General features: G+C 69.6%; 26 protein-coding genes and 1 pseudogene. 10 read left to right on the top strand and 17 right to left on the bottom strand.

Annotation, left to right across the window (positions count from 1 at the left end; genetic code table 11):
- Window position 1 precedes the first annotated feature (1 nt).
- Complete coding sequence (locus Acor_RS45045) at window positions 2–256, bottom strand: hypothetical protein (RefSeq protein ID WP_155341158.1); 255 nt, start codon at window positions 254–256, stop codon at window positions 2–4.
- Window positions 257–314: 58 nt separating this feature from the next.
- Window positions 315–374 (bottom strand): annotated as a pseudogene (locus Acor_RS46525) (hypothetical protein); the annotation flags it as partial.
- Between the two features lie 260 nt (window positions 375–634).
- Here Acor_RS46525 and Acor_RS35515 point away from each other — a divergent pair.
- Both Acor_RS35515 and Acor_RS35510 read left to right on the top strand, forming a co-directional pair.
- Complete coding sequence (locus Acor_RS35515) at window positions 635–1171, top strand: SigE family RNA polymerase sigma factor (RefSeq protein WP_155341157.1); 537 nt, start codon at window positions 635–637, stop codon at window positions 1169–1171.
- The gene (locus Acor_RS35510) at window positions 1168–2364 is read left to right on the top strand and encodes a hypothetical protein (RefSeq protein ID WP_155341156.1); all 1197 of its coding nucleotides are present in this window, start codon (window positions 1168–1170) and stop codon (window positions 2362–2364) included. Before Acor_RS35515 ends, Acor_RS35510 begins: the two co-directional genes overlap by 4 nt.
- Before the next feature lie 41 nt (window positions 2365–2405).
- On the opposite strand, the gene Acor_RS42865 is transcribed toward Acor_RS35510, so the two are convergent.
- From Acor_RS42865 to Acor_RS35495, 3 genes are all read right to left on the bottom strand, one after another.
- Entirely contained in the window at window positions 2406–2969 is a 564-nt protein-coding gene (locus tag Acor_RS42865; protein ID WP_174876240.1) for a collagen-like protein, read from the bottom strand.
- Window positions 2970–3038: 69 nt separating this feature from the next.
- A complete protein-coding gene (locus Acor_RS35500; RefSeq protein WP_155341155.1) occupies window positions 3039–3581 on the bottom strand; it encodes a DUF302 domain-containing protein in 543 nt (180 codons plus the stop codon).
- Between the two features lie 64 nt (window positions 3582–3645).
- Window positions 3646–4098, bottom strand: coding sequence for an Lrp/AsnC family transcriptional regulator (locus Acor_RS35495; protein ID WP_155341154.1), 453 nt, complete (start codon window positions 4096–4098; stop codon window positions 3646–3648).
- 82 nt (window positions 4099–4180) lie between these two features.
- Here Acor_RS35495 and Acor_RS35490 point away from each other — a divergent pair, with 82 nt between their 5' ends.
- Entirely contained in the window at window positions 4181–4795 is a 615-nt protein-coding gene (locus tag Acor_RS35490) for a LysE family translocator (RefSeq protein WP_155341153.1), read from the top strand.
- 100 nt (window positions 4796–4895) lie between these two features.
- Here the strand turns inward: Acor_RS35490 and Acor_RS35485 are convergent, their stop codons facing one another.
- Entirely contained in the window at window positions 4896–5297 is a 402-nt protein-coding gene (locus Acor_RS35485; RefSeq protein ID WP_155341152.1) for a VOC family protein, read from the bottom strand.
- A gap of 89 nt (window positions 5298–5386) precedes the next feature.
- Between Acor_RS35485 and Acor_RS35480 the strand changes: the two genes are divergently transcribed.
- Window positions 5387–6355 carry a helix-turn-helix transcriptional regulator gene (locus Acor_RS35480; RefSeq protein ID WP_155341151.1) on the top strand — a complete coding sequence of 323 codons (969 nt, stop codon included), beginning with the start codon at window positions 5387–5389 and terminating at the stop codon, window positions 6353–6355.
- Here the strand turns inward: Acor_RS35480 and Acor_RS35475 are convergent.
- Window positions 6330–7550, bottom strand: a complete 1221-nt coding sequence (locus tag Acor_RS35475; RefSeq protein WP_308805709.1) for a PP2C family protein-serine/threonine phosphatase — start codon at window positions 7548–7550, stop codon at window positions 6330–6332. The two genes, Acor_RS35480 and Acor_RS35475, sit on opposite strands and share 26 nt — an antisense overlap.
- 76 nt (window positions 7551–7626) lie before the next feature.
- Here Acor_RS35475 and Acor_RS45040 point away from each other — a divergent pair, with 76 nt between their 5' ends.
- The 3 genes from Acor_RS45040 to Acor_RS35465 are packed head-to-tail and all read left to right on the top strand — an operon-like array spanning window position 7627 to window position 8968.
- Window positions 7627–8160, top strand: a complete 534-nt coding sequence (locus Acor_RS45040) for an alcohol dehydrogenase catalytic domain-containing protein (RefSeq protein ID WP_246239550.1) — start codon at window positions 7627–7629, stop codon at window positions 8158–8160.
- Window positions 8054–8323 carry a zinc-binding dehydrogenase gene (locus Acor_RS46520; RefSeq protein WP_422664856.1) on the top strand — a complete coding sequence of 90 codons (270 nt, stop codon included), beginning with the start codon at window positions 8054–8056 and terminating at the stop codon, window positions 8321–8323. Before Acor_RS45040 ends, Acor_RS46520 begins: the two co-directional genes overlap by 107 nt.
- Before the next feature lie 18 nt (window positions 8324–8341).
- A complete protein-coding gene (locus Acor_RS35465; protein WP_155341150.1) occupies window positions 8342–8968 on the top strand; it encodes a class I SAM-dependent methyltransferase in 627 nt (208 codons plus the stop codon).
- 3 nt (window positions 8969–8971) lie between these two features.
- Here the strand turns inward: Acor_RS35465 and Acor_RS35460 are convergent, their stop codons facing one another.
- From Acor_RS35460 to Acor_RS35430, 7 genes are all read right to left on the bottom strand, one after another.
- Window positions 8972–11404, bottom strand: coding sequence for an ABC transporter permease (locus tag Acor_RS35460; protein WP_155341149.1), 2433 nt, complete (start codon window positions 11402–11404; stop codon window positions 8972–8974).
- The gene (locus tag Acor_RS35455; protein ID WP_155341148.1) at window positions 11401–12093 is read right to left on the bottom strand and encodes an ABC transporter ATP-binding protein; all 693 of its coding nucleotides are present in this window, start codon (window positions 12091–12093) and stop codon (window positions 11401–11403) included. The genes Acor_RS35460 and Acor_RS35455 overlap by 4 nt, the downstream gene beginning before the upstream one ends.
- Window positions 12090–12614 carry a PadR family transcriptional regulator gene (locus Acor_RS35450; RefSeq protein ID WP_155341147.1) on the bottom strand — a complete coding sequence of 175 codons (525 nt, stop codon included), beginning with the start codon at window positions 12612–12614 and terminating at the stop codon, window positions 12090–12092. Before Acor_RS35450 ends, Acor_RS35455 begins: the two co-directional genes overlap by 4 nt.
- 66 nt (window positions 12615–12680) lie before the next feature.
- Entirely contained in the window at window positions 12681–14093 is a 1413-nt protein-coding gene (locus tag Acor_RS42860) for a hypothetical protein (protein ID WP_174876239.1), read from the bottom strand.
- 62 nt (window positions 14094–14155) lie between these two features.
- A complete protein-coding gene (locus Acor_RS35440) occupies window positions 14156–14986 on the bottom strand; it encodes a sulfotransferase family protein (RefSeq protein ID WP_155341146.1) in 831 nt (276 codons plus the stop codon).
- A 109-nt stretch (window positions 14987–15095) separates the two neighbouring features.
- A complete protein-coding gene (locus tag Acor_RS35435; protein WP_155341145.1) occupies window positions 15096–15521 on the bottom strand; it encodes a hypothetical protein in 426 nt (141 codons plus the stop codon).
- Window positions 15522–15688: 167 nt separating this feature from the next.
- Window positions 15689–16423, bottom strand: a complete 735-nt coding sequence (locus tag Acor_RS35430; protein WP_155341144.1) for an SDR family oxidoreductase — start codon at window positions 16421–16423, stop codon at window positions 15689–15691.
- Window positions 16424–16514: 91 nt separating this feature from the next.
- Between Acor_RS35430 and Acor_RS35425 the strand changes: the two genes are divergently transcribed.
- A complete protein-coding gene (locus tag Acor_RS35425; protein WP_155341143.1) occupies window positions 16515–16994 on the top strand; it encodes an RrF2 family transcriptional regulator in 480 nt (159 codons plus the stop codon).
- On the opposite strand, the gene Acor_RS35420 is transcribed toward Acor_RS35425, so the two are convergent.
- The 3 genes from Acor_RS35420 to Acor_RS35410 form a co-directional block, all read right to left on the bottom strand.
- The gene (locus Acor_RS35420; protein ID WP_170317238.1) at window positions 16991–17818 is read right to left on the bottom strand and encodes a TIGR02452 family protein; all 828 of its coding nucleotides are present in this window, start codon (window positions 17816–17818) and stop codon (window positions 16991–16993) included. The genes Acor_RS35425 and Acor_RS35420 overlap by 4 nt on opposite strands.
- A 141-nt stretch (window positions 17819–17959) precedes the next feature.
- Complete coding sequence (locus Acor_RS35415; RefSeq protein ID WP_155341141.1) at window positions 17960–18535, bottom strand: hypothetical protein; 576 nt, start codon at window positions 18533–18535, stop codon at window positions 17960–17962.
- Entirely contained in the window at window positions 18517–18855 is a 339-nt protein-coding gene (locus Acor_RS35410) for a PadR family transcriptional regulator (protein ID WP_155341140.1), read from the bottom strand. Before Acor_RS35410 ends, Acor_RS35415 begins: the two co-directional genes overlap by 19 nt.
- Window positions 18856–18943: 88 nt before the next feature.
- Here Acor_RS35410 and Acor_RS35405 point away from each other — a divergent pair, with 88 nt between their 5' ends.
- Both Acor_RS35405 and Acor_RS35400 read left to right on the top strand, forming a co-directional pair.
- Window positions 18944–19480 (top strand): DUF2306 domain-containing protein, encoded by a 537-nt coding sequence (locus tag Acor_RS35405; RefSeq protein ID WP_155341139.1) that lies wholly within the window; start codon window positions 18944–18946, stop codon window positions 19478–19480.
- Window positions 19481–19709: 229 nt separating this feature from the next.
- On the top strand, window positions 19710–21101 hold the full coding sequence (locus tag Acor_RS35400; protein WP_155341138.1) for an FAD-dependent oxidoreductase: 1392 nt from the start codon (window positions 19710–19712) through the stop codon (window positions 21099–21101).
- Window positions 21102–21118 lie beyond the last annotated feature (17 nt).

The raw sequence follows: 21118 nt of genomic DNA, 5'->3' as shown, positions 1-21118 counted from the left end.
GTCAGCCTCGGCCACGAGTGCCGACTGCCAGATACAACGCGGCGGCGATGATCGTCCACGCCGTGCCGGCGATCGCCAGGACGAGCGGAGCGGGCAGTCGGCCGGCCAGCGCCCAGACGCACCCGGCGAAGGCGATCATCCCCGCCGCGCCCAGCATCGCGCCCCGGGCGTCCTGGGCGGCCGGACCACGCCGGTGCTCCTCCTTCTCGATGAGGGTCAGCGTGGCGGCCAGGATGGCGGGAAAGGCCAGGAACACGGTCGCCGTCGTGCAGCACCGTGACGGTCATCCCGGCGATGGCCACAGCGGGAGCGGCGGCGAAAATACCGGCGAACCGCTTCGGCGTCACCGTTTCCCCGATCAAGGCGAAGGCCATCACGAGTAGTCCCCCCCAGCAGCCCCCGACCCAAATGACCCACACTTGGCTCATCGGCGTCCTCCCGCGGCGTGAATACGGGGGAATGCGGCGTCGTCCAGCGCCTTTCGGAAGGTCGATCGACAACTCATCATGTGACTGCCCTTCAGCGCGGATCAGGCAAACCCCGCAGCAGGGCAGGGACCGGCAAAGGTCCCGCTGTCGGGCCAACCCAACCCTTCTGCTCGCCTGCGGCGTTGTAACGGGCGAGAGGAGACAGGGTGAATCGCAATGACAGCTTTCGTGAGTTCGTGGACAAGCATCAGCAGTCGCTGATGCGTACGGCCTACCTGCTCACGGGCGATGCCCACCTGGCCGAGGACCTGCTGCAGAGCGTCCTGGCCAGGCTGGTCGGGCGATGGCCGAAGGTGGTCCGGCTGGACCACCCGGAGGCGTACGCGCGGAAGGCGCTGCTCAACCAGCACATCTCCTGGCGGCGACGGCTGAGGACGGGCGAGTTACCGAGCGCGGACCCGCCTCAGGACGGCACGTACTGGGTCGAGGATCGCACCGTCGCGCGGATCGTCGTACGGCAGGCGCTGATGCGGCTCGCGCCCCGGCAACGCGCGGTGATCGTCCTGCGCTTCTACGAGGACCGTACCGAACGGGAGACCGCCGACCTGCTCGGCTGCTCCCTGGGAACGGTCAAGAGCCAGACCCACGACGCGCTCGCGCGGCTGCGCGAACTCGCCCCCGAGTTGGCGCCCAAGTTCGCCGAGCTGGAGAGCCGGACCGAGATTGAGGAGGCACGCCGATGACCTGGCTGCGGGGGGTACTCGATGACATCGCGGGTGAGGCCCCTCGGGTGGATCTCGCCGAGGAGGCGCTCAGAATGCACGAACGCCGGCGCCGGACCAGCGCCGCGCTCATCGCGGCGGCCACGGTCGTCGTCGTGGTGGTCGGCGCGACGGCGACGGTCCGGCTGCTGCCGGTCGAGACCGAGCGGCCCGCCGCGCCGAACAAGCCGGAGAAGGTGTCCGAGTTACCCGCGAAGGGGGTCGGGCCGTTGAGTCACGCGTACCGGACCTTCTGCCATCCGGTCAGCGGGAAGACCCCGGACGACTGCCGGGACGGGCGGTGGCGGGTGGTCACGCAGGACGGGCAGACCTACCACCTCAGCGCGGCGGCGGGGAACGGCACGGTGGCCATCACCACGGACGGGCGCAAGATCGCCTACTATCTGACGAAATCGCGGACCTTCCAGGTCAGGGATCTGGCCTCCGGGGCGGAGACGGTGGCGCCGGTCAGGATTCCGCCGGCCTGGCTGGGCTCGGTCCCGCGCCTGCTGCTGTCCGACGACGGCCGATTCCTGGCCTTCACCAAGAAGCCCGCCCTGGACGACCCGGCCATGCTCATCGACCTGCGGGAGCAGATGACACGCCCGCTGCCCAACGGCTGGGTCCCGGTGGGCCTGTCCGCGGACGGCAGCGCCATCACCTTGATGGACTACTCGCCGAAGTCGCGGCTGCGGACGATGACCCGGCTGTGGACGACCGCCACCGCGGGCAACAGCTCCACGGTCGACATCCGCGGGAGCTATCTTCTGGGTCCGCCGGCGCCCGGCCGGACGATGATCGCGGCGCTGGAGAACCGGCTCACGATGACCGACAGTTGCGTGCCGGCGCCGCTGGTCCAGTTCGACGTGACGACCGGGAAGGTTCTGCGCAAGGTCGCCCTGCGGGGCGTGCCGATGAATACCCACAGAGTCTTCCTGCGCGGCTGGCTGAGCCCGACTGAGATCACCGCTGTCGCGATGCCCCTCCCGGCGTGTACGAAACCGGGGCCGGACGTTCCCAACGACGACATCGGGCCCTCAGAGGATCCGCCGTACCAGACGATCACCTCCTATGCGGTGGATGTGCAGACCGGCAAGGCGCGCAAACTACCCGCCACCTATTCGGCCCAGGGCACCTTCGACCTGGTCCTCCCCGGGCCGCCCGGCTCGATCTGAAACAGGGGCCGGCCCCGGACTTCCGTCCGGGGCCGTCAGGTTCAGACCTTCACGCAGATGACGTACGCGTGGATTTCGGATGAGGTGTACAGCGGCCTGGCGGTGATCCACCACGCGTCGGCCTGGTCTCCCTCGGACGCGACGCGCTGGCCGCCGTCGTGGGAGATGGCCGGGGAGGACATGTTGAAGACCCACTCGGTCGCGACGACTCCGTTGAAACCGCCACCGGTGGCGACCTCGCCGGGCTTGCAGCGGGCCACCGCGTCACCGGTGTGGCCGGTGTCGCTCGGTTCGATCCGCACCGTTTCGCCCTTCCGTACGACGGGCACGCCCGCCGCCGCACCGGCCGGGCCCCGCGGCCCCTCGGGACCCGCCGGGCCGGTCGGACCCTGGGCGCCCGCCGGGCCGGACTGATTCCAGGTGATCGGGTTCTCCAGGGCCAGGCAGCGCTGGTTCCTGGCGGGGTCGATCATCCGCAGGCTCCCGGTCAGCTTGCCGACGCAGCCGTGGAACTCGCCGGCCACCACTGCCGCGTACGCGGCTCCGCCGCCGAGAATGAGGGTGGTCGTGGCGGCCAGCACACCCAGAGTCATCTTTGATGGCATTTATCCTCCAGAAGTCTTCTAGAGGATCTATCTCCCATCGGTGCGGCACATGAGTACCCGGCTACTCATTCAGCAGGTGCTGGAGGTGAGCTGTTCGGGCACGGGCGTGCCCAGGTATTCCAGCAGCGCGGCGACCTCCCGGTCCAGTTCGACCCCGACGGCGGAGATCTCGGCGCGGCCGAAGCCGCCGAAGTGGGTGCTGGGCTGGTCGATGATGAAACGGGTAACCCCGTCCCCGTCCTCGCAGATCGTGGTGCGCAGCGGCGCGTAGAGCATGACGGCCGGGTCGTGGCGGAACATGCGCTCGGCGATCGTGTGGTTGCCCATCAGGTACTGCACGCTGCGCCAGCGGTCGCCGGCCAGGCGGAGCAGGGCGGTGTTGTCGAAGCTCCAGTAGATGATGAAGCCATGCGGGGCATTCGCGGCGGTGGCGCCGAGCACGGTCCCCCAGTCGGCCTCGTCCCGCATCAGCCGCTCGAACAGCGCCGTGTCCAGGGCCGGGACCGCGCGTTCGTATCTCTCCCGGAACTCGTCGAACGACGCGCCCGTGTCGACGATCAGCCGATGGACCTCGTACGCGACGTCGGCGACGTGGTCGGTCTGCACAGCCATCGGGATACTCCCTCCGGTGAGCGAGCCGGTTCCTATTCACGTTACCGGACATATCGGACATGGTTCAGGTGGGCAGCGGCCGGTCGTGCACCACGTGTTTCATCACCAGGGTGGAGTTCAGCCGCTGCACGCCCGGCAGCGCGGACAGGACGTCGTCCTCCAGTTCCTGGTAGGCGGTGAGATCGGCGGTGACGATGCGAAGCAGGTAGTCCGGATCGCCGAACAGCCGCTGCGCCTGGACCACCTCCGGCACCCGGGCCACCTGCTCCTCGAACCCCAGCAGCGTCTCGCGGTCCTCCTGGCGCATGGTGACGAACACCAGCGCCTGGAAGGTCAGGCCGACCGCCGTGGCGTCCACGATCGCCCGGTAGCCGCGGATCGTCCCGTTGCGCTCCAGTTCCCGCAGGCGGCGGTGGCACGGCGAGACGCTCAGGCCCACCCGCGCCGCCAGTTCGGTGATGGTCAGGCGGCCGTCCTCCTGGAGGACAGCAAGAATCTTCCGGTCGATCGAGTCCATGTGGAAGATTCTTCCATCCTGGCGCTCTGGCGGGGTGAAAGTTGGAAGCACTTTTGGGCTGATCGACCCTATTGTTCCGTTCATGGCCGTCAGTTCCGTACTCGCCTTCTGGGTGGTCGCCCTCCTGCTCATCGTGGTGCCGGGCGCCGACTGGGCGTTCACCATCAGCGCGGGGCTGCGCGGCCGGTCGGTGTATCCGGCGGTGAGCGGGCTGGTCGCCGGGTACGCCGCGGTCACCCTCGTCGTCGCGGCCGGCGTCGGCGCGCTGGTCGCCGCGAATCCGGCCGTCCTGACCGGTCTCACGTTGATCGGGGGGCTCTATCTGATCTGGCACGGCGTGACGACCTTCGCCCGCCTCGCCGTACCCGCCGCCACGGCCGAAGACCCGGCCGGCACCGACTGGAACATCTTCCTGCGCGGGGTCGGCGTCAGCGGCCTCAACCCCAAAGGGCTGCTGATCTTCCTGGCCCTGCTCCCCCAGTTCACCGACCCGCGCGCCGCCTGGCCGATCGCCGCCCAGATCGGCGTGCTGGGCCTGGCGTTCATGGCCACCTGCGGCCTGTTCTACGCCGGCGTCGGCCAGCTGACCCGAACCCTCCTGCACGGGCGCCCCGCCGCCGCCCGCCTGATCGGCCGCCTGTCCGGCGCCGCCATGATCGGCATCGGCGCCTGGTTGCTGCTGACCAACCAGGGTTAGCGCCCGGCTGCGCGTGCCTCCCGGGTTCCGGGGTGGTTGGCCCGGATGTTCTGGGCCAGCCAGGCCCGCCAGTCGGTGACGGTGCTCGCGAAGAAGGTGTTCACGATTCGACGACCTCCAGGTAGTGCTTGTTGTACATGACGCCGAGGATGTTGCCGAAGGGGTCGACCACGGAGGCGGTGACGAAGCCGGGGCCGTGCTCGGTCGGCTTCTGGTGCTCGGCCGCGCCCATGGACAGCAGGTGGTCGAAGGTGGCCTGCAGGTCGTCGACGTGCCAGTAGATCATCGCGCCGCCCGCGCCGGACCGGCCGGGCGGGGCGAAGCGGCTGTCGATGATGCCGAGTTCGTGCTGGTAGTCGCCGATGCGGAACTCGATATAGACGGGTGTGCCCTCGGCTGGGCGGGCGAAGTACGGCTCCAGGCCGAGCAGTTCGGTGTACCAGCGCCGGGCGGCGGTGATGTCGTCGGCGAAGAAGTTGACGGTGGTGAGTCCTCGCAGCATCGCGCTGTTCCTTTCTTCGGTCAGTGACAGTTCCATCCTCTGACCTAAAGTGCTCATCAACTGAGCACTTTTCCAGGGAGACTTGGCACATGCGCGCTGACCGTCTTGTCGCCGCCCTGCTGCTCATGCAGAACCGCGGGCGGGTGACCGCCGCCGAGCTGGCCGAGGAGCTGGAGGTGTCCGTCGCCACCGCCCGCCGCGACCTGGAGGCGATGTCCGCCGCCGGGATTGCGGTGTATCCGCAGCCAGGACGTGGCGGCGGCTGGTCGCTGGTCGGAGGTGCCCGTACCGATCTCAGTGGTCTGTCGGCGACCGAGGCGCAGGCGTTGTTCCTGCTCGTCGGCCCGGCCGCGGCCGTCTCCGGTGAGGCCAGGGCGGCGCTGCGCAAGCTCGTCCGGGCGCTGCCGCAGACCTTCCGGGCCGACGCCGAGGCCGCGGCCGGCGCCACCATGGTCGATCCCACCCGCTGGGGTGAGCGTGATCGTGACCGGCCCGGGCTCGTCGACCTGCTGCAGGCCGCCGTGGTCCGCCGCGGAAAGGTACGCCTGACCTACACCAGCGGCGCCAGGGAGCGGACCGAACGCCTGGTCGACCCGTGGGGCTTGGTCGACAAGGACGACATCTGGTATCTGATCGCCGGGACCGAACGCGGGCAGCGGACCTTCCGGGTCGACCGGATCGCCGAAGCCGAGCTGACCGATGAGCCTGCCGAGCGGCCGGACGACTTCGCCCTCGCGGCCGCGTGGGAACGGGTCGTCGGCGAGGTCGAGGAGAAGCGGTCGCGGACGTGGGCGATCGTGCTCATCGAGGCCCGGTTCGTGCCGGTGCTGCGGAACCAGTTCGGGCGGCACTGCCACGTCGAGGGTGAGCTCGACGATGGGCGGGCCCGGGTCCGGCTCGCGTCGCCGACTCCGCTGGACGTCGCCAGGAACCTGGCAGGCTGGGGGGCGATGGTCGAGGTGGTGGAGCCACGATCCGTACAGGCCGAGCTGGCCAGGATCGGCGCCGAACTGGCCGGCCGCTATGCGGCCGTCACGGCCGGCCCCGCCACTCGATGACCAGGACTGTGGCGTCGTCCTCCAGCTGTCCGTCGTGGTAGGCCAGAACGTTGTGGATCAGGCGGCGGAGCGTCTCCGCGACGGGCAGGCCGTCCGCGTTGTGCCGGATGACGAACTCGACGAAGCGGGCCAGACCGAACTCGCGGCCACGGGGGCTGCCCGCCTCGGGGATGCCGTCGGTGTAGAGGAGCAGGCGGTCGCCAGGTTCCAGTTGCTCGCGGCACAGCGTGACCGGCAGGCCGAGATCCATGGCGAGCGGATGCGAAGGCGGGCAGGCCAGCATCCCGATCCAGCGGCCGCCGCGGATCAGCACCGGCGGGTGATGCCCCCGGTTGACCCAGGTGAGCAGGCCCGACTCCAGGTGCAGCTCGGCCAGGATCGCGGTGACATACCGGGTGCCCGGCCCGAACTCCTCGATCAGCACCCGCTCGGCTCCCTCACTGGTCGCCACCAGGTCGGCGCCCTGCCTGCGGAAGTTGCGGCAGGCGGCCACCGCCAGGTTGGCGGTCAGCCCGGCCGCCGTGTCATGACCCATCGCATCAAATATCCCCAGATGTACGGATCCTCCGGCGAGGGCGTAGTCGAAGGCGTCGCCACCCACCTCGTACGCCGGTTCGAGCGCCGCGCCGATCACCACCTGGGGGTTGGCGAAGTTGAGCGGCGGCATCAGGTTCCACTGCATCTCGGCGGCGACGTTCATCGGGCGGGTCCGGATCAGGCGGGCGTAGATGTCGCTGTGCGAACGCTTGCTGACGATCAGCAGCGAGACGAGCGCGGCCAGGTCGCGCAGGTCGCCCGGGGCGACGTCGATGGCGAGGGGCGCGCTGGCCCGCAGGACCCCGAAACGTTCTGTTCCGTTCAGCAGCGGCACCCACCAGTGGGTCTGTTCGGCGTCGGCGCAGCTCAGGGTGCGCGTCTCGCGGAAGGAGCGGCCGGCCAGGGTCGAGTCGACACCGAATTCGGCGATCTTCTCGTCGGGTTCTTCGCCCGGCGTGGGCAGGAGTCGCAGCACGGTCTGCTGGAGGTCGGCGATGTAGATCAGGATCTCGGTCATCCCGGCGTGGGCGGCCTGCTCGGCGACCAGGGCCGGCAGCTGGTCCATCGAGGCCAGGTGGCCGGCTTCCAGGAGGCCGGTCAGCACCCGTACGGATCCGGCGGTCATCGTCCTGCGGCTGTCTGCATGTGGATCGCTCACTTTCGACTCCCCCGGTTCGTACCCCCGGCCACCTGCCGCAACGTCCACGCCGGGGAAAGATCGCTACAATGCAGTCATGAAGGCCGCTGTTCGCACCAGATATGGCCCGCCGGAAGTGGTCGGTGTCGCGGACGTGCCGAAACCGGCGGTCAAAGAGAACGAACTGCTCGTCAAAGTCCACGCGACCACCGTCAATCGCACCGACTGCGCGTTACGCGCCGCCAAGCCTTTCCTGTGGAGACTCCTCACCGGGCTGATCAGACCGAGAATACGAATCCTCGGCAATGAGTTCGCGGGCGAAGTCGCGGCGGTCGGCGGCGGCGTCACGTCCTTCAAAGTCGGCGACCGGGTGTTCGGCTACAACGACGGCAAATTCGGAGCCCAGGCCGAATACATGCCGATCCCGCAGACCGGCACACTCGCGCTCATGCCCGAGGGCTCCACCTACCACGGTCGGCAAGAGCACGTTCGGCCGCTGCAAACACCTGCTGAAACCACGCGGAATCTACATCTCGACGGACCTGGGCCCCTGGTCGCAGAATATCCTCCTGGCCCTCACCACCCCGCTCCTGGGCGGCAGGAAGGTCCTGTTCCCGATCCCGAAGAATGACGCGGCGACGGCGCGCTATTTCAAGGAACTGATCGCGTCCGGCGAATTCAAGCCGGTCATCGACCGGCGATACCCCCTGGACGACATCGTCGACGCCTTCCGCTACGTCGAGACGGGCCAGAAAACAGGAAACGTCGTCATCACCGTCGAACATTCAAACTAGCCCCAGGAAGGTCACACGATGCGGGCAACCACGGACGCCGACGTCCGCCGGGTGTTCGACCGGATCGCCGATCGGTACGACGACCAGATGCGGATCTGGGAGCGGCGCCTGTTTCCGGGAAGCCGGGAGTGGGCCGTCGGCCAGGCGCGCGGCCACACCGTCGAGATCGCCGTCGGCACCGGACTCAACCTGCCCCTGTACGGCCCCGACGTCACGGTCGTCGGAATCGAGCTGTCCGAGCGCATGCTGGAACTGGCGCGGCGGCGGGTCGCGCGGACCGGCCTCGGTGAGCGGGTGGAACTACGGCAGGGCGACGTACAGCACCTGGAGTTGCCCGACGCCGGCGCCGACACCGTCCTGTCCACGTTCACCATGTGCACCATCCCGGACCCGGCCGCCGCCGCCCGCGAGGCCTACCGCGTGCTCAAACCCGGCGGCCGGTTCGTCCTGGCCGAGCACGGCCCGTCCAGCAACCCGATCATCCGGGCCGCGATGCGGCTGGCGGAACCGGCGTTCGTCCGCTTCGAAGCCGACTACCTCACCCGCGATCCCCGGCCATACCTGGAACAGGCCGGCTTCCAGATCGAGTCGGTGGCCAGGACGACCCGCGGCATCAGCTTCCGGGTGCTGGCCGTCCGGCCCTGACCGCTACTCGGTGCGCAGCCCGTCCGGGCGCATCATCCGCCACAGCGCGGGCAGGCTCAGCGCCGTGACCAGCACCACCACCCCGGCCGCCACCGCGCCGATCAGGCCGATGCTCCCCCAGTCCACCCGGACCGGCCGGTTCACCATCGCCATCAGCACCGCGCCGAGCCCGATCCCGGTGCCGACGGCCAGCGCCAGCCCGAGCCCCACCGGAACGGCGGTCTGAAACAGCACCGACCAGCTCAACGTGCTCCGCCGGGCGCCGAACGCGACCAGGATGGCGAGCAGCCGTTTCCGGTCCCGCAACTGCTCCAGCGTGGACACCAGAATGCTGGCCCCGATGAGCAGCATGGTCAGGATCGCCCCGAGGTAGAGCCCGCGCCGGATGGTCGTGAACCGGGTCGATTCCTGCCGGTCCGTCAACTGGTAGATCGACATGCTCGTGCTGATCCCGGCGGCGGTGTTGCGCGCGTACTCGATGGCGTCCGGCCGCGCCGGGTCGAGCCCGACATAGATCTCGGTACGGCCGGCCCGCAGGTCACCGGCGGGCAACGCCCCCGGGGTCGCCAGGATCGCCGGCATGTTGCCCATCGGGTCAGGCCGCACGGCGACCGTCGGCGCCGTCGCCGGCACAGTCCACCGGCGCGCGTCCGGATCCTCGGAGTCCCCGAACAAGACCTCCTCGCCGGGACCGGGCCACTCGCCCGGCTCCCCGGACGGCTGCCTGACGAAGACGTCGCCGTCGGCGCACCGGCCGAGGTCGGCCAGTTCCAGCAGTGCGGCGCAGCCGGCGATCAGCACGGTGCCGGCGGCCGGTGGGACATCGGGGCCGGCCGGTGTGGTGGTGCCGGTCGCGTAGACGGTGGTGTAGCTGGTCACCGACCGGACTCCGGCGGTGTCCCGGAATCGGGCGGCGATCGCCTCGGAGGCGGCGTGGCCGGCCGGGTTGCGGAGCGAGAACTGGAGGTCGGCCCGGTTCGGGTCCTGGCCGGTGCTGGTGGTGTATCCGGCGCCGATGCCGGCGAAGACCATCTGCAGGGCGATCGCGCCGGCCGAGGCCACCGCGATCCCGCTGACCACCCGGGCCGAGGTGCCGCTGCTCAGCTGGAGCCGGCGGGTGGCGAGCTGCCAGGGCACGGCTCCGCCGCGCAGCCGGGCGACGACCGCCTCGACCAGCCAGGGCAGCAGCGCGGCCACGCCGAGCAGCAGCAGGACCACACCCCCGGCGACCTGGTATTCGTTGGCGGCCGGACCGGTCTGGCTGACTCCGCCGATCAGTGGCGTGAGCAGGGCGAGCCCCAGGGCCGAGGGCGCGAGCCGCCACCACAGCCGTCGCCGGGTGGCGCCGGCGTGCCGTACCACGCCCAGCGGTTCGATGACGACCCGGCGCAGGGCGAGCAGCGTGACGGCCACCGCGGCGGCCGGCACGGTGAGCGCGATGAGCAGGGCGAGCCCGAGCGTCGGCTGGACGTCGGCGGCGAACACGGTCATGTCGGAGATGGTGAACAGTTCGACGAGCTGCCGGCCGGCCAGGAAGACGACCGCGCCGACGCCCAGCCCGAGCAGCGTGCCCAGCAGCGTCTCGCCGGCGGCGATCCTGCGCGTCATGGCCCCGTCGGCGCCGACCAGTCGCAGTGCGGCCAGCCGCCGGTCCCGCCGGTCGCCGCCGAACCGGACCGCCGCGCCGATGAACACCGCCACGGGCAGCAGCAGGACGACGAAAATGATCACGATGAGTATCAGCAGGACGGGATCGAATCCCTCACGCTCGTACTGCGACCCGAAGCCGTCGATCCGCCGGGCGCCGCCGTCCCCGGCCGTGATCGTGTCGCTGCCGAGGTAGAAGGCGTACTCCAGCGGCCCGCCCAGACCCTGGTCGCCGATCGTGCCGACGATCGTGCCGCCCAGCCGCTCGCGCAGCAGCGCTCCTTCCGGGGCGGCCAGCAGTTTCCCGAGCTCTGGCGAGACCACCAGTTCGCCCGATCCGGGCAGCTTCGCGACGCCCGGCGGCCGGGGCGCGGCCGGCCCCTCAGCTCGCAGGACCCGCCCGCGGATGCCGCGGTCGTGGTAGGTGGTGTCGAAATCCGAGACCAGCAGAGTACGGTCGCCAGGCTTGATCTCGCTTTGGCTGAGACGCAGATCGTCGCGAGCCGAGATGCGCTCGGTCCGGGACGCCAGGATGTTCGGCACGGCCGCGGAAAGCAGCAGCAGCGCCACGCCCAGCCCGACGCCGACGGCGGTCAGCGTGGTCCGCGTCCAACTCTCCCGGCCACCCGACAGCGCCAGCCGACCCCCGAGCGCCAGATCCGCGAACCACCGCCGGACACCGACCCGTCCCGGGGCCGTCAAGCCACGGCCCAACTCATCGGCTCCCCCGAGGTTCTTCGGGCCAATGCCCGGTTCGTCGGTGTCCCCGAGGCTCTCCGGGCCGGTCATCGGTTCATCAGCTCTACCTCGCGGGTGCGCCCGTCGCGCACCACGACCTCCCGGTCGGAGTACGCCGCGACGCGCGCCTCGTGCGTCACCAGGACCACGGCGGCGCCGGTGTCCCGGGCGGCCTCGGTGAGCAGCTTCATGACGCGTTCGCCGTTGAGCGAGTCGAGCGCGCCGGTCGGTTCGTCGGCGAACACCACCCGGGGGGCGGTGACCAGCGCCCGGGCCACCGCGACCCGCTGCCCCTGCCCGCCGGAGATCTCGCCGGGCCGCTTGTGCGCGACGTCGCCGACCTCCAGCCGGTCCAGCCAGGAGGCAGCCCTCCGCTCGGCCTCGCGCCGTTTGTGCCCGTCCAGCCGCAACGGCAGCGCGACGTTCTCCAGGCAGCTCAGTTCAGGCACGAGCTGGCCGAACTGGAACACGAACCCGAATTCGCCGCGCCGCAGCGCGCTGCGCGTGGCGTCGGACATGCCGGACAGCTCCCGGCCGCGGTAGACGATCCGGCCGGAGTCCGGCGTGGTGATCCCGGCGATGCAGTGCAACAGGGTTGATTTGCCGGAGCCGGAGGGTCCCATGATGGCGACGACCTCACCGGCGGCGATCTCCAGGGACGCCCCGTCGAGCGCCGGCGTCGGCCCGAACGCCTTGTGCAGGTCGATGGCCGAGATCAGCGCGTCTCTGGGCGCGGTCATGCGGAGACCTCCTTGGCGAGCTGGTCCAGGCGGGCGGCGGTGAGTTCGAGCCAGCGCAGGTCGGCCTCCAGATGGAACAGCGCGTAGTCGCAGATCAGCTGGTCGGGGAAGTCGCCGGTGGACTTGCGCCGGGTCAGCTCGCGCATCAGGCGCAGGTGCTCGGCCCGCTGGGTGTCCAGGATGTCGGCGGCCGGGCGTCCGGTCAGCAGCGCCAGCACGACCTTCGAGTACAGCGTGTTCTGCAGGTACAGATCAGGCTTCTCGGGCTGGGTCAGCCAGCGTTGCACGTCGGTGACGCCGGCGTCGGTGATCGCATACCGCTTGCGCTCCGGGCCACCGCCCGGCTCGATGCCGTGCACCTCGATCAGGCCGCTCTTGAGCAGCCGGGACAGGGTCGCGTAGACCTGCCCGTAGGCCAGCGCCCTCCCCTGACCGAACCGTTCGTCATATGCCCGCTTGAGGTCGTAGCCGTGCCGCGGACGCGACTCCAGCAACCCCAGGAAGGTCTCTCCGATAGCCATGCACGGCATACTACACGCATGTATACACCCCATGTATACATGCGGCGTGTAGATCATCTACGCAGGTCAGAGTCGCCTCACCAGCCGAGAGCCCATCAGCCCTGCGCCCACCACCGCGACCCCCAGGCAGATCGACAGGCCGGTCGCCAGCGCGAAGCCGTCCAGCCAGCCGGCGCTCCACAGGTAGAAGGGCAGCATGATCGCCAGATAGGCGCCGGCAGCGGTGCCGACGCCGATCACCCACACCCGATACGGCGTCCCGTGCCGCATGCCGACCACGATCACGCCTGCCAGCCCGGCGGGCACCATACCCATGCCGAGAAGCATCAAGGCCGGGTCGACCAGTTTCTCCGGCCCCGACATGTACAGGAGGGGAACCCGCTCCGCCTCTGCTCCCCGGCGGAACAGCCAGACCCCCACCCACGTCAGCAGCCCGGCCGCGGCGAAGTCGAGCCGGCGCACCCCGAACAGGAGCGTCACCAGCCCCGCCGCCAAGGCGGCCAGCAGCGCCGCCGCAGGAATGAAATCGTCATATCTCCCCGGCGCGGACAGCGGCGCCGCCTTCGCGGCGTCGAATCCGACCCCGGCCCAGCCCAGCCGCCGCCAGACACCCGAAACGTCCCGAAGAGCGATCCCGTCCGCCCCATTGGCGACGACCACGAGATGCCCGCCGGAAACCTGCTGCACCGCGACGGCCAGCGATTCGACGGCCTCCACATCCTCGGGACGTTCCGGCGGGTACGCCACCGCCAGCCGGCCCTGGTCGCCGGGCGAGACCTCCCACGACGTCACCCACCGCCCGTTCCTGGACTCCTCGACCTTGAGCCTGCCGGGCACGATCCGGTAGCAGCGGTCCGGCACGCAGGCCGACGTCCTCGCGGGCATCAGCGGAACGCCCCAGTCGCGCCACGATCTCCCGCCGTCCTCAGAGACGAAGCCTTGTACCGAATGGCCGTATCCGACGCCGCCGCGGACCGCGACCACGATCCTTTCGTCGGCCACCGCGACCGCGAAGGCGCTGTACGGCCGGAAGACCCCGGGCCCTGAGGTCGCGGCCACGGCCAGCACGGTGCAGGGAATCACGACCACGACCCTCGCCAGCCGTTCCGCTCCCGGGCCGGGATGGTTCCAGATCCACCACGCGCCGTACAGGGCGGGCAAGGCGAGCAGGTCGGTCGGATCGGCCAGGACCTGGGACGGACCCCAGACCAGCGTCCACCCCTCAGAGGCGAAGGCGGCCCCCGCGGCGGTGGTCTTCACCAGCGTGAACGCCACACCGGTGACGAGCACGGACACCCACGGACGACGGAGGACCAGGTTGAGCAGCGGCGGAGCGACGACCAGCCCGGCGAAGTCACTGAGCTTCCCGGTCACCGCGCCCGGCCAGGCCGCCTTCAGCACGTGGTCGTTGAGCAGCAGGACCGCCACGGCGGCGATGGTCAGCGGGTGACCGATCCAGCTCAGGGCGGATTTCCTCATACCTGGAGAGACAGGACGGGAACCCGCATAGTTCACACCCACCCGGATTCGTGATCAGACGTTCACCCCGGCAGCGAGCCTGGCGTCCCGTAGCCGCAGGCGCGGATGAGCGACCGCATCTCGGGCGGATCGAGCAACTGACGCATAGAGCCGGGTAGAGCATCCCATTCGTGCACATCACGGGGAAGGTGCGCGAAATCCTCGCCGACGTGCAGGCGCTTGGCGAACACCTCCGGGTCGAAGGCCGCCGCGTCCAGGCCGGCATGCCGGGCGATGAGCTCGGACGTCCCGTCGGGATCGGCGACCAGGTCCTCGTACCGCAGGCGCAGCACCGGCAGGCCGTCGTGCGCCTGGGCCACGAAGTCCTCCGCCACCCGCTGCCAGTTCTCCACCGCCCCCTCGGTCAGTGCGCGAGTCCAGCGGCCCTCGGTGATGCGCTCCCATTCGTCCAGGCTCCGCAGGACATCGTGCGGGTCGCGGATCAGCAGGATGACGGCCAGTCCTGGGTAGATCACTTGCAGGCGCCGGGCGTCGTCCAGGGTGTAGCGCACCTCCTTCAGGCCCCAGATGGGGCGGCCGAGGCGGGCTGCTGGCTCGACGTACAGTGCGTCGACGAAGCGGCGCACAGCGTTCAGGATCAGGTCGCGGTCGGGCGTGAGGTTGGCCATCCAGCCCTGGTACGAATGCTGCGAGAACTCCGCGCGCCCCTGCACGCCGAGCTCCTCCGACCACGACATCATGCCGTCGGCGGCTTCGAGGACCCGGCCCAGCTGCCCGCCGTTCTCCCCCCAGATGAGGACCTCCGGATGGGAGGTCAGCAGGCGCTGCAGGAGGGTGCTCCCGCAGCGCTGCCCGGCGGAGAGGATGAGCAGCGGCAGATGCGGTGAGGTCATGGCCTTCCCCCCGGGAACTCGGGCCCGCCGATTCTCTCCTCACGGACCGGAGAATCGACGGCCGCGTATCTTCCGGCTCTGCCGGATCGGCGACCGGAAACAATCACGCTCAGCTTCGTCGCTGCCGCGGCAATTGCCAAGCGGGCACGAGCAGGATGATCGGAATCGCCGTCACCACCGCCAGCGCGATCGACTGACTGATCGCGTCCACCGGCGGAAAATGCTGCAGGTGCAGGACATGAAAAATCATGTGCGGCACCCCGGCCACGATGTCCGCCACCAGCGCCGTGAGCACGATGCGCCGCTCCATGAACACCGCGGCCGCCCCGACCACCACGACCATGGCCAGATTCAATCCCCCGAAGTCCCGCAGCAGATGCTCGTTGTACGGCGGCAACAGCGCCACCCACGAATGCCCCGGCAGCGGAAAGCTGTCATAGAAGGAACGCGCCAGCAGCAACGGCCACACACCGAGCACGAAGTGATAGAGAAACAGGACGGCCAACCCGATCCGAAGCCACCTGCGCGCAGTCATGATCATCGCCTCCCCGGCGTTTCGGTGAGGAATTGCCTGACCACGGATGCGACTCCCCCAGGATTCCTGCTGCTATGACCGGACTCCCGCGCCGTATGTGACAGTTCTGCCCTCTATCGGCAAAGCCGGCGTAGAACTCGGGTCCGCGCCTGGGCAATTTCCCCGGTTCAGCCGGCTGCGAGCCAGTCCGTGTACCGCGTCGGCGCGATGTGGGCGTCCGCCGGAGCAGTGATGTCGCCCTTGACCTCGGCGAACATGCCCGCGGTGTCGTCCACGACGACGGAACGGCTGTCACCCTTGGCCTCCAGGGTGATCCTGCCGAGATCGTCGAGGGTGAAGACCTCGGGCCCGGCGACGTTGCGGATGCCGTTCAGCGGCGCGTCCGCGGCGACCTCCGAGACGGCGGCGGCGACGTCCGCGGCGGCGATCGGCTGAATCGGCGTGCGCGGCAGGCGCACCCTCTCCCCGTCGGCGGTCCAGGACAGCACCGCGCCGATGAACTCCATGAACTGGGTGGCGCGCACGATCGAGAACGGCACCCCACCGGCCCGCAGCACGTCCTCCTGAAGCACCTTCGCCCGGTAGTAGACGAGCTCGGGCACCTGGTCGACGCCGACGATGGACAGGATGACGAAGTGCCCGACACCGGCCTTCGCGCTCGCGCCGAGCAGGTTGTCCATCGAGGTCTGGAAGAAGGCGGGCGAGGCGTCGTCGAAGGTCGGGGAATTGGTGAGGTTGACCACGACATCGGCGCCCGCCACCGCGTCGTCCACGCCCACGCCGGTGATGACGTCCACGCCCGTGGACAGGGCGTGCGGCACGGCCTCGTGCCCCGCCGCGACGAGATTCTTCACGACCTGCGAGCCGATCAGACCGGTCCCGCCGATAACTGCGATCTTCATGATGAGCCTCTCCCTCGGATTCGGACAACCTGCCCTCAATATACTCGGACAATATGTGTCCGAGTAAAGGGGGTGCGGATAGAGTCGCAGGATGAAGATGTCTGGAGGGGTGGAGTGGGCGCTGCACTGCTGCGTCGTACTCACCTCCGTGGCAGAGCCCGTACCGGCCGCCCGACTGGCGGAGCTGCACGACGTGTCACCCACCTACCTGGCCAAACAGCTCCAGGCGCTGTCCCGGGCCGGCCTCGTGCACTCGGTGCAGGGAAAATCGGGCGGCTACGTGCTGTCCCGCCCCCCGGCGACGATCACAGTCCTCGACGTCGTCGAAGCCGTCGACGGCCCCGACCCGGCCTTCATCTGCACGGAGATCCGCCAGCGCGGCCCCCTGGCGACCCCGGCTGACTCCTGCCTGACGCCCTGCCCGATCTCCCGCGCCATGGCCGCCGCCGAGTCGGCACGGCGCGCCGCGCTGAACTCCGTGAGCATCGCCGACCTCGCCGAACAGGTCGAACTCAACAGCGGCGCAGGCACCCTGAACGGCGTCGGCACCTGGCTCGGCGCCGACCGTTAAGCACTGAAACGTTCACCGAACGCGGCCCGGTTGACGGAATCCTCCGACCGATCCCAGACCGCGAACACCACCCGTTCAAACACCTCCGCGAACGCGCCACCCACCGTGAGATGGACATGGAAGGCCTCGGCAACCTCACGCGGATCATTACGGAACACCCCGCACCCCCACGCGCCGAGAACCAGCCGCCGCGCGCCATGATGGGCGGCCACGGCCAGAACCCGCTCCGCGCGCTGATGGAGCGCCCCCCGGATCCGCTCCCGCAAACCCGGATCACGCCGCAACGCCTGCCCGGCATTCGGCGCCGGAGAGGTCAAGAACGAGACGGGGTACGGCTCCCGCAGCAACCGCCCGTCATCCCCACGGTGCACCGGAACATCCGGCGACCAGATAACCCGGTGACTGTAGAGCAGATCAGCGGAAGCACGGTGCGCTTCGTAATAGTCAGGAGCCCGCAGCAGGCAGGGATACAGCAGCGCGTTGCGGCAGAGGTCCTCTTCCTGGGCCTTGGCACCCCCGAAATAGCCACCTCCCGGATTACGAGCCGAAGCGAAGTTCAGAACGGCGATCCGCCCACCCCCGACGAGGTGCAGCCGTCGCGCGGCCTGAAGGCTATTCTCACCGGTCACCTGAAAAGACGTCCGCAGACCGACCGTCGGGCGGGGCGCATCAAGGAACCCGTCCGGTGAATAACTCACGGTGCCGGCGACCGCCGCCTCCACCGCCGAGCCAACGACGACGAGGACGCCATCGTCGGTCCGGTACTCCCCCTCGGCGACGATCTGCGCGTTGACCGCCGCAATCCCCCGCAATCTTCTGCTCACGGCTCCGCATGCTAGGCCGCGATCATCCCACCGGCCGAACGGTTTTCCCGCGGCTACCGGCCTCCGGGGAGGATGAGTACCGAAAATTACACGAAGCCGACCGGGCTGGACAGGAAGCGGGCAGGTATCGCGCATCTCTGCTTAGAAGCAGCACTTCTGCAGGGCGTGCACGGTGGCGGTGATCCTCAGCATGCTCGCTGAGATCGCCACCGCCACCGGCCACGACGCGGCCGAGGGCACGGTGGTGACGGCGGCGAGCATGACCGCGTCCAAAGCGATGAGAGCGGCCGCCCCGGCCAGCGTCGCCGTCCGGGTCCGCCGATAGGCACGCTTCTCCCTGACCACCGCCAGCAGGGTGCCGGCGACCGTGACGAGGACCACGCCGTACCCGATCCGGACGGATAGCGGAATCGGCCAATTCCACATCTGGGCGGAGACCAGGCCCAGGCCCCAGACCGCTCCCATCATGGGACCGGTGGCCAGCAGGATCACCGCCATTCGCCGCCACGGGGAGTCGCGGAAGAAGGCGGCCGTGACCGTGTCCGCGTCACCGAACTCGGCGATCGCCGCCCGCGCGGCCGCCTCAGGGTCGCCCAACCTCGTGAGTTGGGATCGGTAGGTCTCCTGGAGGCCGTCGGCCAGCTCCTCGACCACCTGCGCCGGGAGTCTTGCGGACAGGATGCCGAGCTGGGCGGCGATCAGGTCGTGGTCGGCCACGGCCGTGTCCGGAGTGCGGCGGTGACGGCGCCGGCGAACTCCTGCCAGCGGTCGCGCTCGCCGCTGAGCGCTTCGCGTCCATCGCTGGTGAGTTCGTAGGTACGGCGGCGGCGTCCGCCCACGACCGACCAGGTTCCGGTGATCAGCCCGGCCTGCTCCAGCCGGTGCAGCGCGGGGTAAATAGTGCCGCTGGGCAGGTCGATGCGCCCCTCGGTCGATTCGCGCAAGGCCTCCTTGACCGCGTAGCCGTGCTGCGGTCCCTCTTCCAGCGCCGCCAGCAGCAGGCCGTCCAGGTGCCCTTTGAGCGCCTCTGCCCTCATAGGTAGTAACGCTATACCGGGCCTTCCGGTGAGACAACTATCGGAGTAGCGTCGCTATATATAGCAATGCTACTTATGAAGGCTCAGGGTGGATGAGATCGAGGTCTTCGGCTTCCCCGTGCCCGATTCGGGTCCGCTCTTTTTCACCGCCCTGGCCTTCCACATCGTGGCGGGTCTGACGTGCGTGGCGTGCGGACCCGGGGCCGCTTTGTCCCGCAAGGGCGCCGTGGGGCATCGGCGATTCGGCCGGATCTACCTGTGGAGTCTTGGGGTGGTGTTCGCGTCCATGACGGTTTTGTCGGTGATCCGCTGGCGGGAGAACGCCCATCTGTTCGCCATCGGCTCCTTCGCCTTCACTGTCGGCCTGATCGGCTACCTGAACAGGCGGCGGCAGCCGTACCTCCATGTCACCGGCATGGGCTTGTCCTACGTCGCCCTGCTCACCGGGTTCTACGTGGACAACGGCGCGAACCTGCCGCTCTGGGACCGGCTGCCTACCTGGAGCTACTGGGTGCTGCCCAGCCTGATCGGCCTTCCACTGATCTTTCGCGCCGTCATGCGTCGAACTGGCGGCCCACGTGGGTTGCCCAGCTTTCGGCGGCCTCGCCGCCGGTGCTCATCATGACGTCCTACGCGGCGTCGGCGGACGCCCACCACTTCACCGCCTGACTCGCTACGGTCTCCGAACACGCCTTGATTCGGTATCCATCTAAATTGACAGGACTCGAATCAATGAGGCATGCTGCCCTCAGCTTGATTAGACGAATCTCTAATCAGCCGGGGCGCGCCGGACGGCCTGCCCCGCAGTCGGCCGGTGGCCGACCCGACGTCAGTTGATCGTGAGGAGAACAGCCATGAGTGGATGCTGCGGCCCCAACACCGCCGAGCTCGAACCCGCCGCCTCGGCCGCTTCGGATGGCGGCCTGGAGCAGCTGCCGGTGGTGGTGATCGGCGCCGGGCCGGTCGGGCTGGCCGCCGCCGCGCACCTGGCCGAACGTGGCCTGGACTTCCTGGTTCTGGAAGCGGGAAACCAGGCCGGCGCGTCGGTCGCCCAGTGGGGGCATGTCCGCGTCTTCAGCCCCTGGAAGTACAACATCGACGCCGCCGCCCGCCGCCTGCTGGAAGCCGGCGGCTGGAGCGCCCCCGATCCCGACTGGCTGCCCACCGGCGCCGAACTCATCGACGGCTACCTCGCCCCGCTTGGCAAGCTCCTCGGCCCCGCGGTCCGGTTCGGCGTGAAGGTCACCGCGATCAGCCGCCTCGGCTACGACCGCGTCCGCACCAACGGCCGCGACCAGGCCCCCTTCCTCATCAGGACCGGCTCCGGCGAGGAACTGCGGGCGCGGGCGATCATCGACGCCTCCGGCACCTACACCAGCCCCAACGTGCTCGGCGCCAGCGGTCTGCCCGCCTACGGCGAGAGTGAGGTGTCCATCGATGATGCATTGCCCGACGTGCTCGGAGCCGACCGCGACCGCTACGCGGGCAAACACACCCTGGTCGTCGGCGCGGGCCATTCCGCCGCCACCACGCTGCTGGCCCTGGCCCAGCTCGAAGGAGCCCAGATCACCTGGGCGATCCGCGCCGGCAGCGCAGGCCGTACCTACGGGGGAGGCGCCGCCGACGCGCTGCCCGCGCGTGGTGCGCTCGGCACCCGCCTGCGGGCGCATGTCGAGTCCGGCCGCATCACGCTCCTGAACGGGTTCTTCACCCACCGGCTCACGCCCACCGGGCGGGGCGTCGAGGTGGTCAGCCGCGACCCCTCCGGCGCCGAGCAGGCCATCACCGTCGACCAGGTCATCTCCGCCACCGGATACCGGCCCGACCACTCCATCGCCTCCGAACTGCGCCTCGATCTGGATCCGATCCTCGGCTCCACCCGGGCGCTGGCCCCGCTGATCGATCCCAACGAGCATTCCTGCGGCACCGTCCCCGCCCACGGCGTCGACGAGCTGTCCCATCCCGAGCCCGGCTACTATGCCGTCGGCGTCAAGAGCTACGGCCGCGCCCCGACCTTCCTGATGGCCACCGGGTACGAGCAGGTCCGCTCCGTGGCGGCCGCGCTGGCCGGTGACTGGGAAGCCGCCCGCGACGTGCAGCTCGACCTGCCCGAGACGGGAGTGTGCTCCTCCGGCCTGGCCGAGGCACAGGAGCAGCGGGTGGGCCTGGCCACCGGCATCAGCGGCGGCCTGCTCGCCGCCCCGCTGCCCCTGGTCACCGTCGGCGGTGGCAACTGCTGCGGCTGAAAAGAGGAGAGACGGAG

This window comes from Acrocarpospora corrugata, from assembly GCF_009687845.1.
Lineage (GTDB): Bacteria > Actinomycetota > Actinomycetes > Streptosporangiales > Streptosporangiaceae > Acrocarpospora > Acrocarpospora corrugata.
This window is presented reverse-complemented; position numbering and strand designations above follow the sequence as displayed.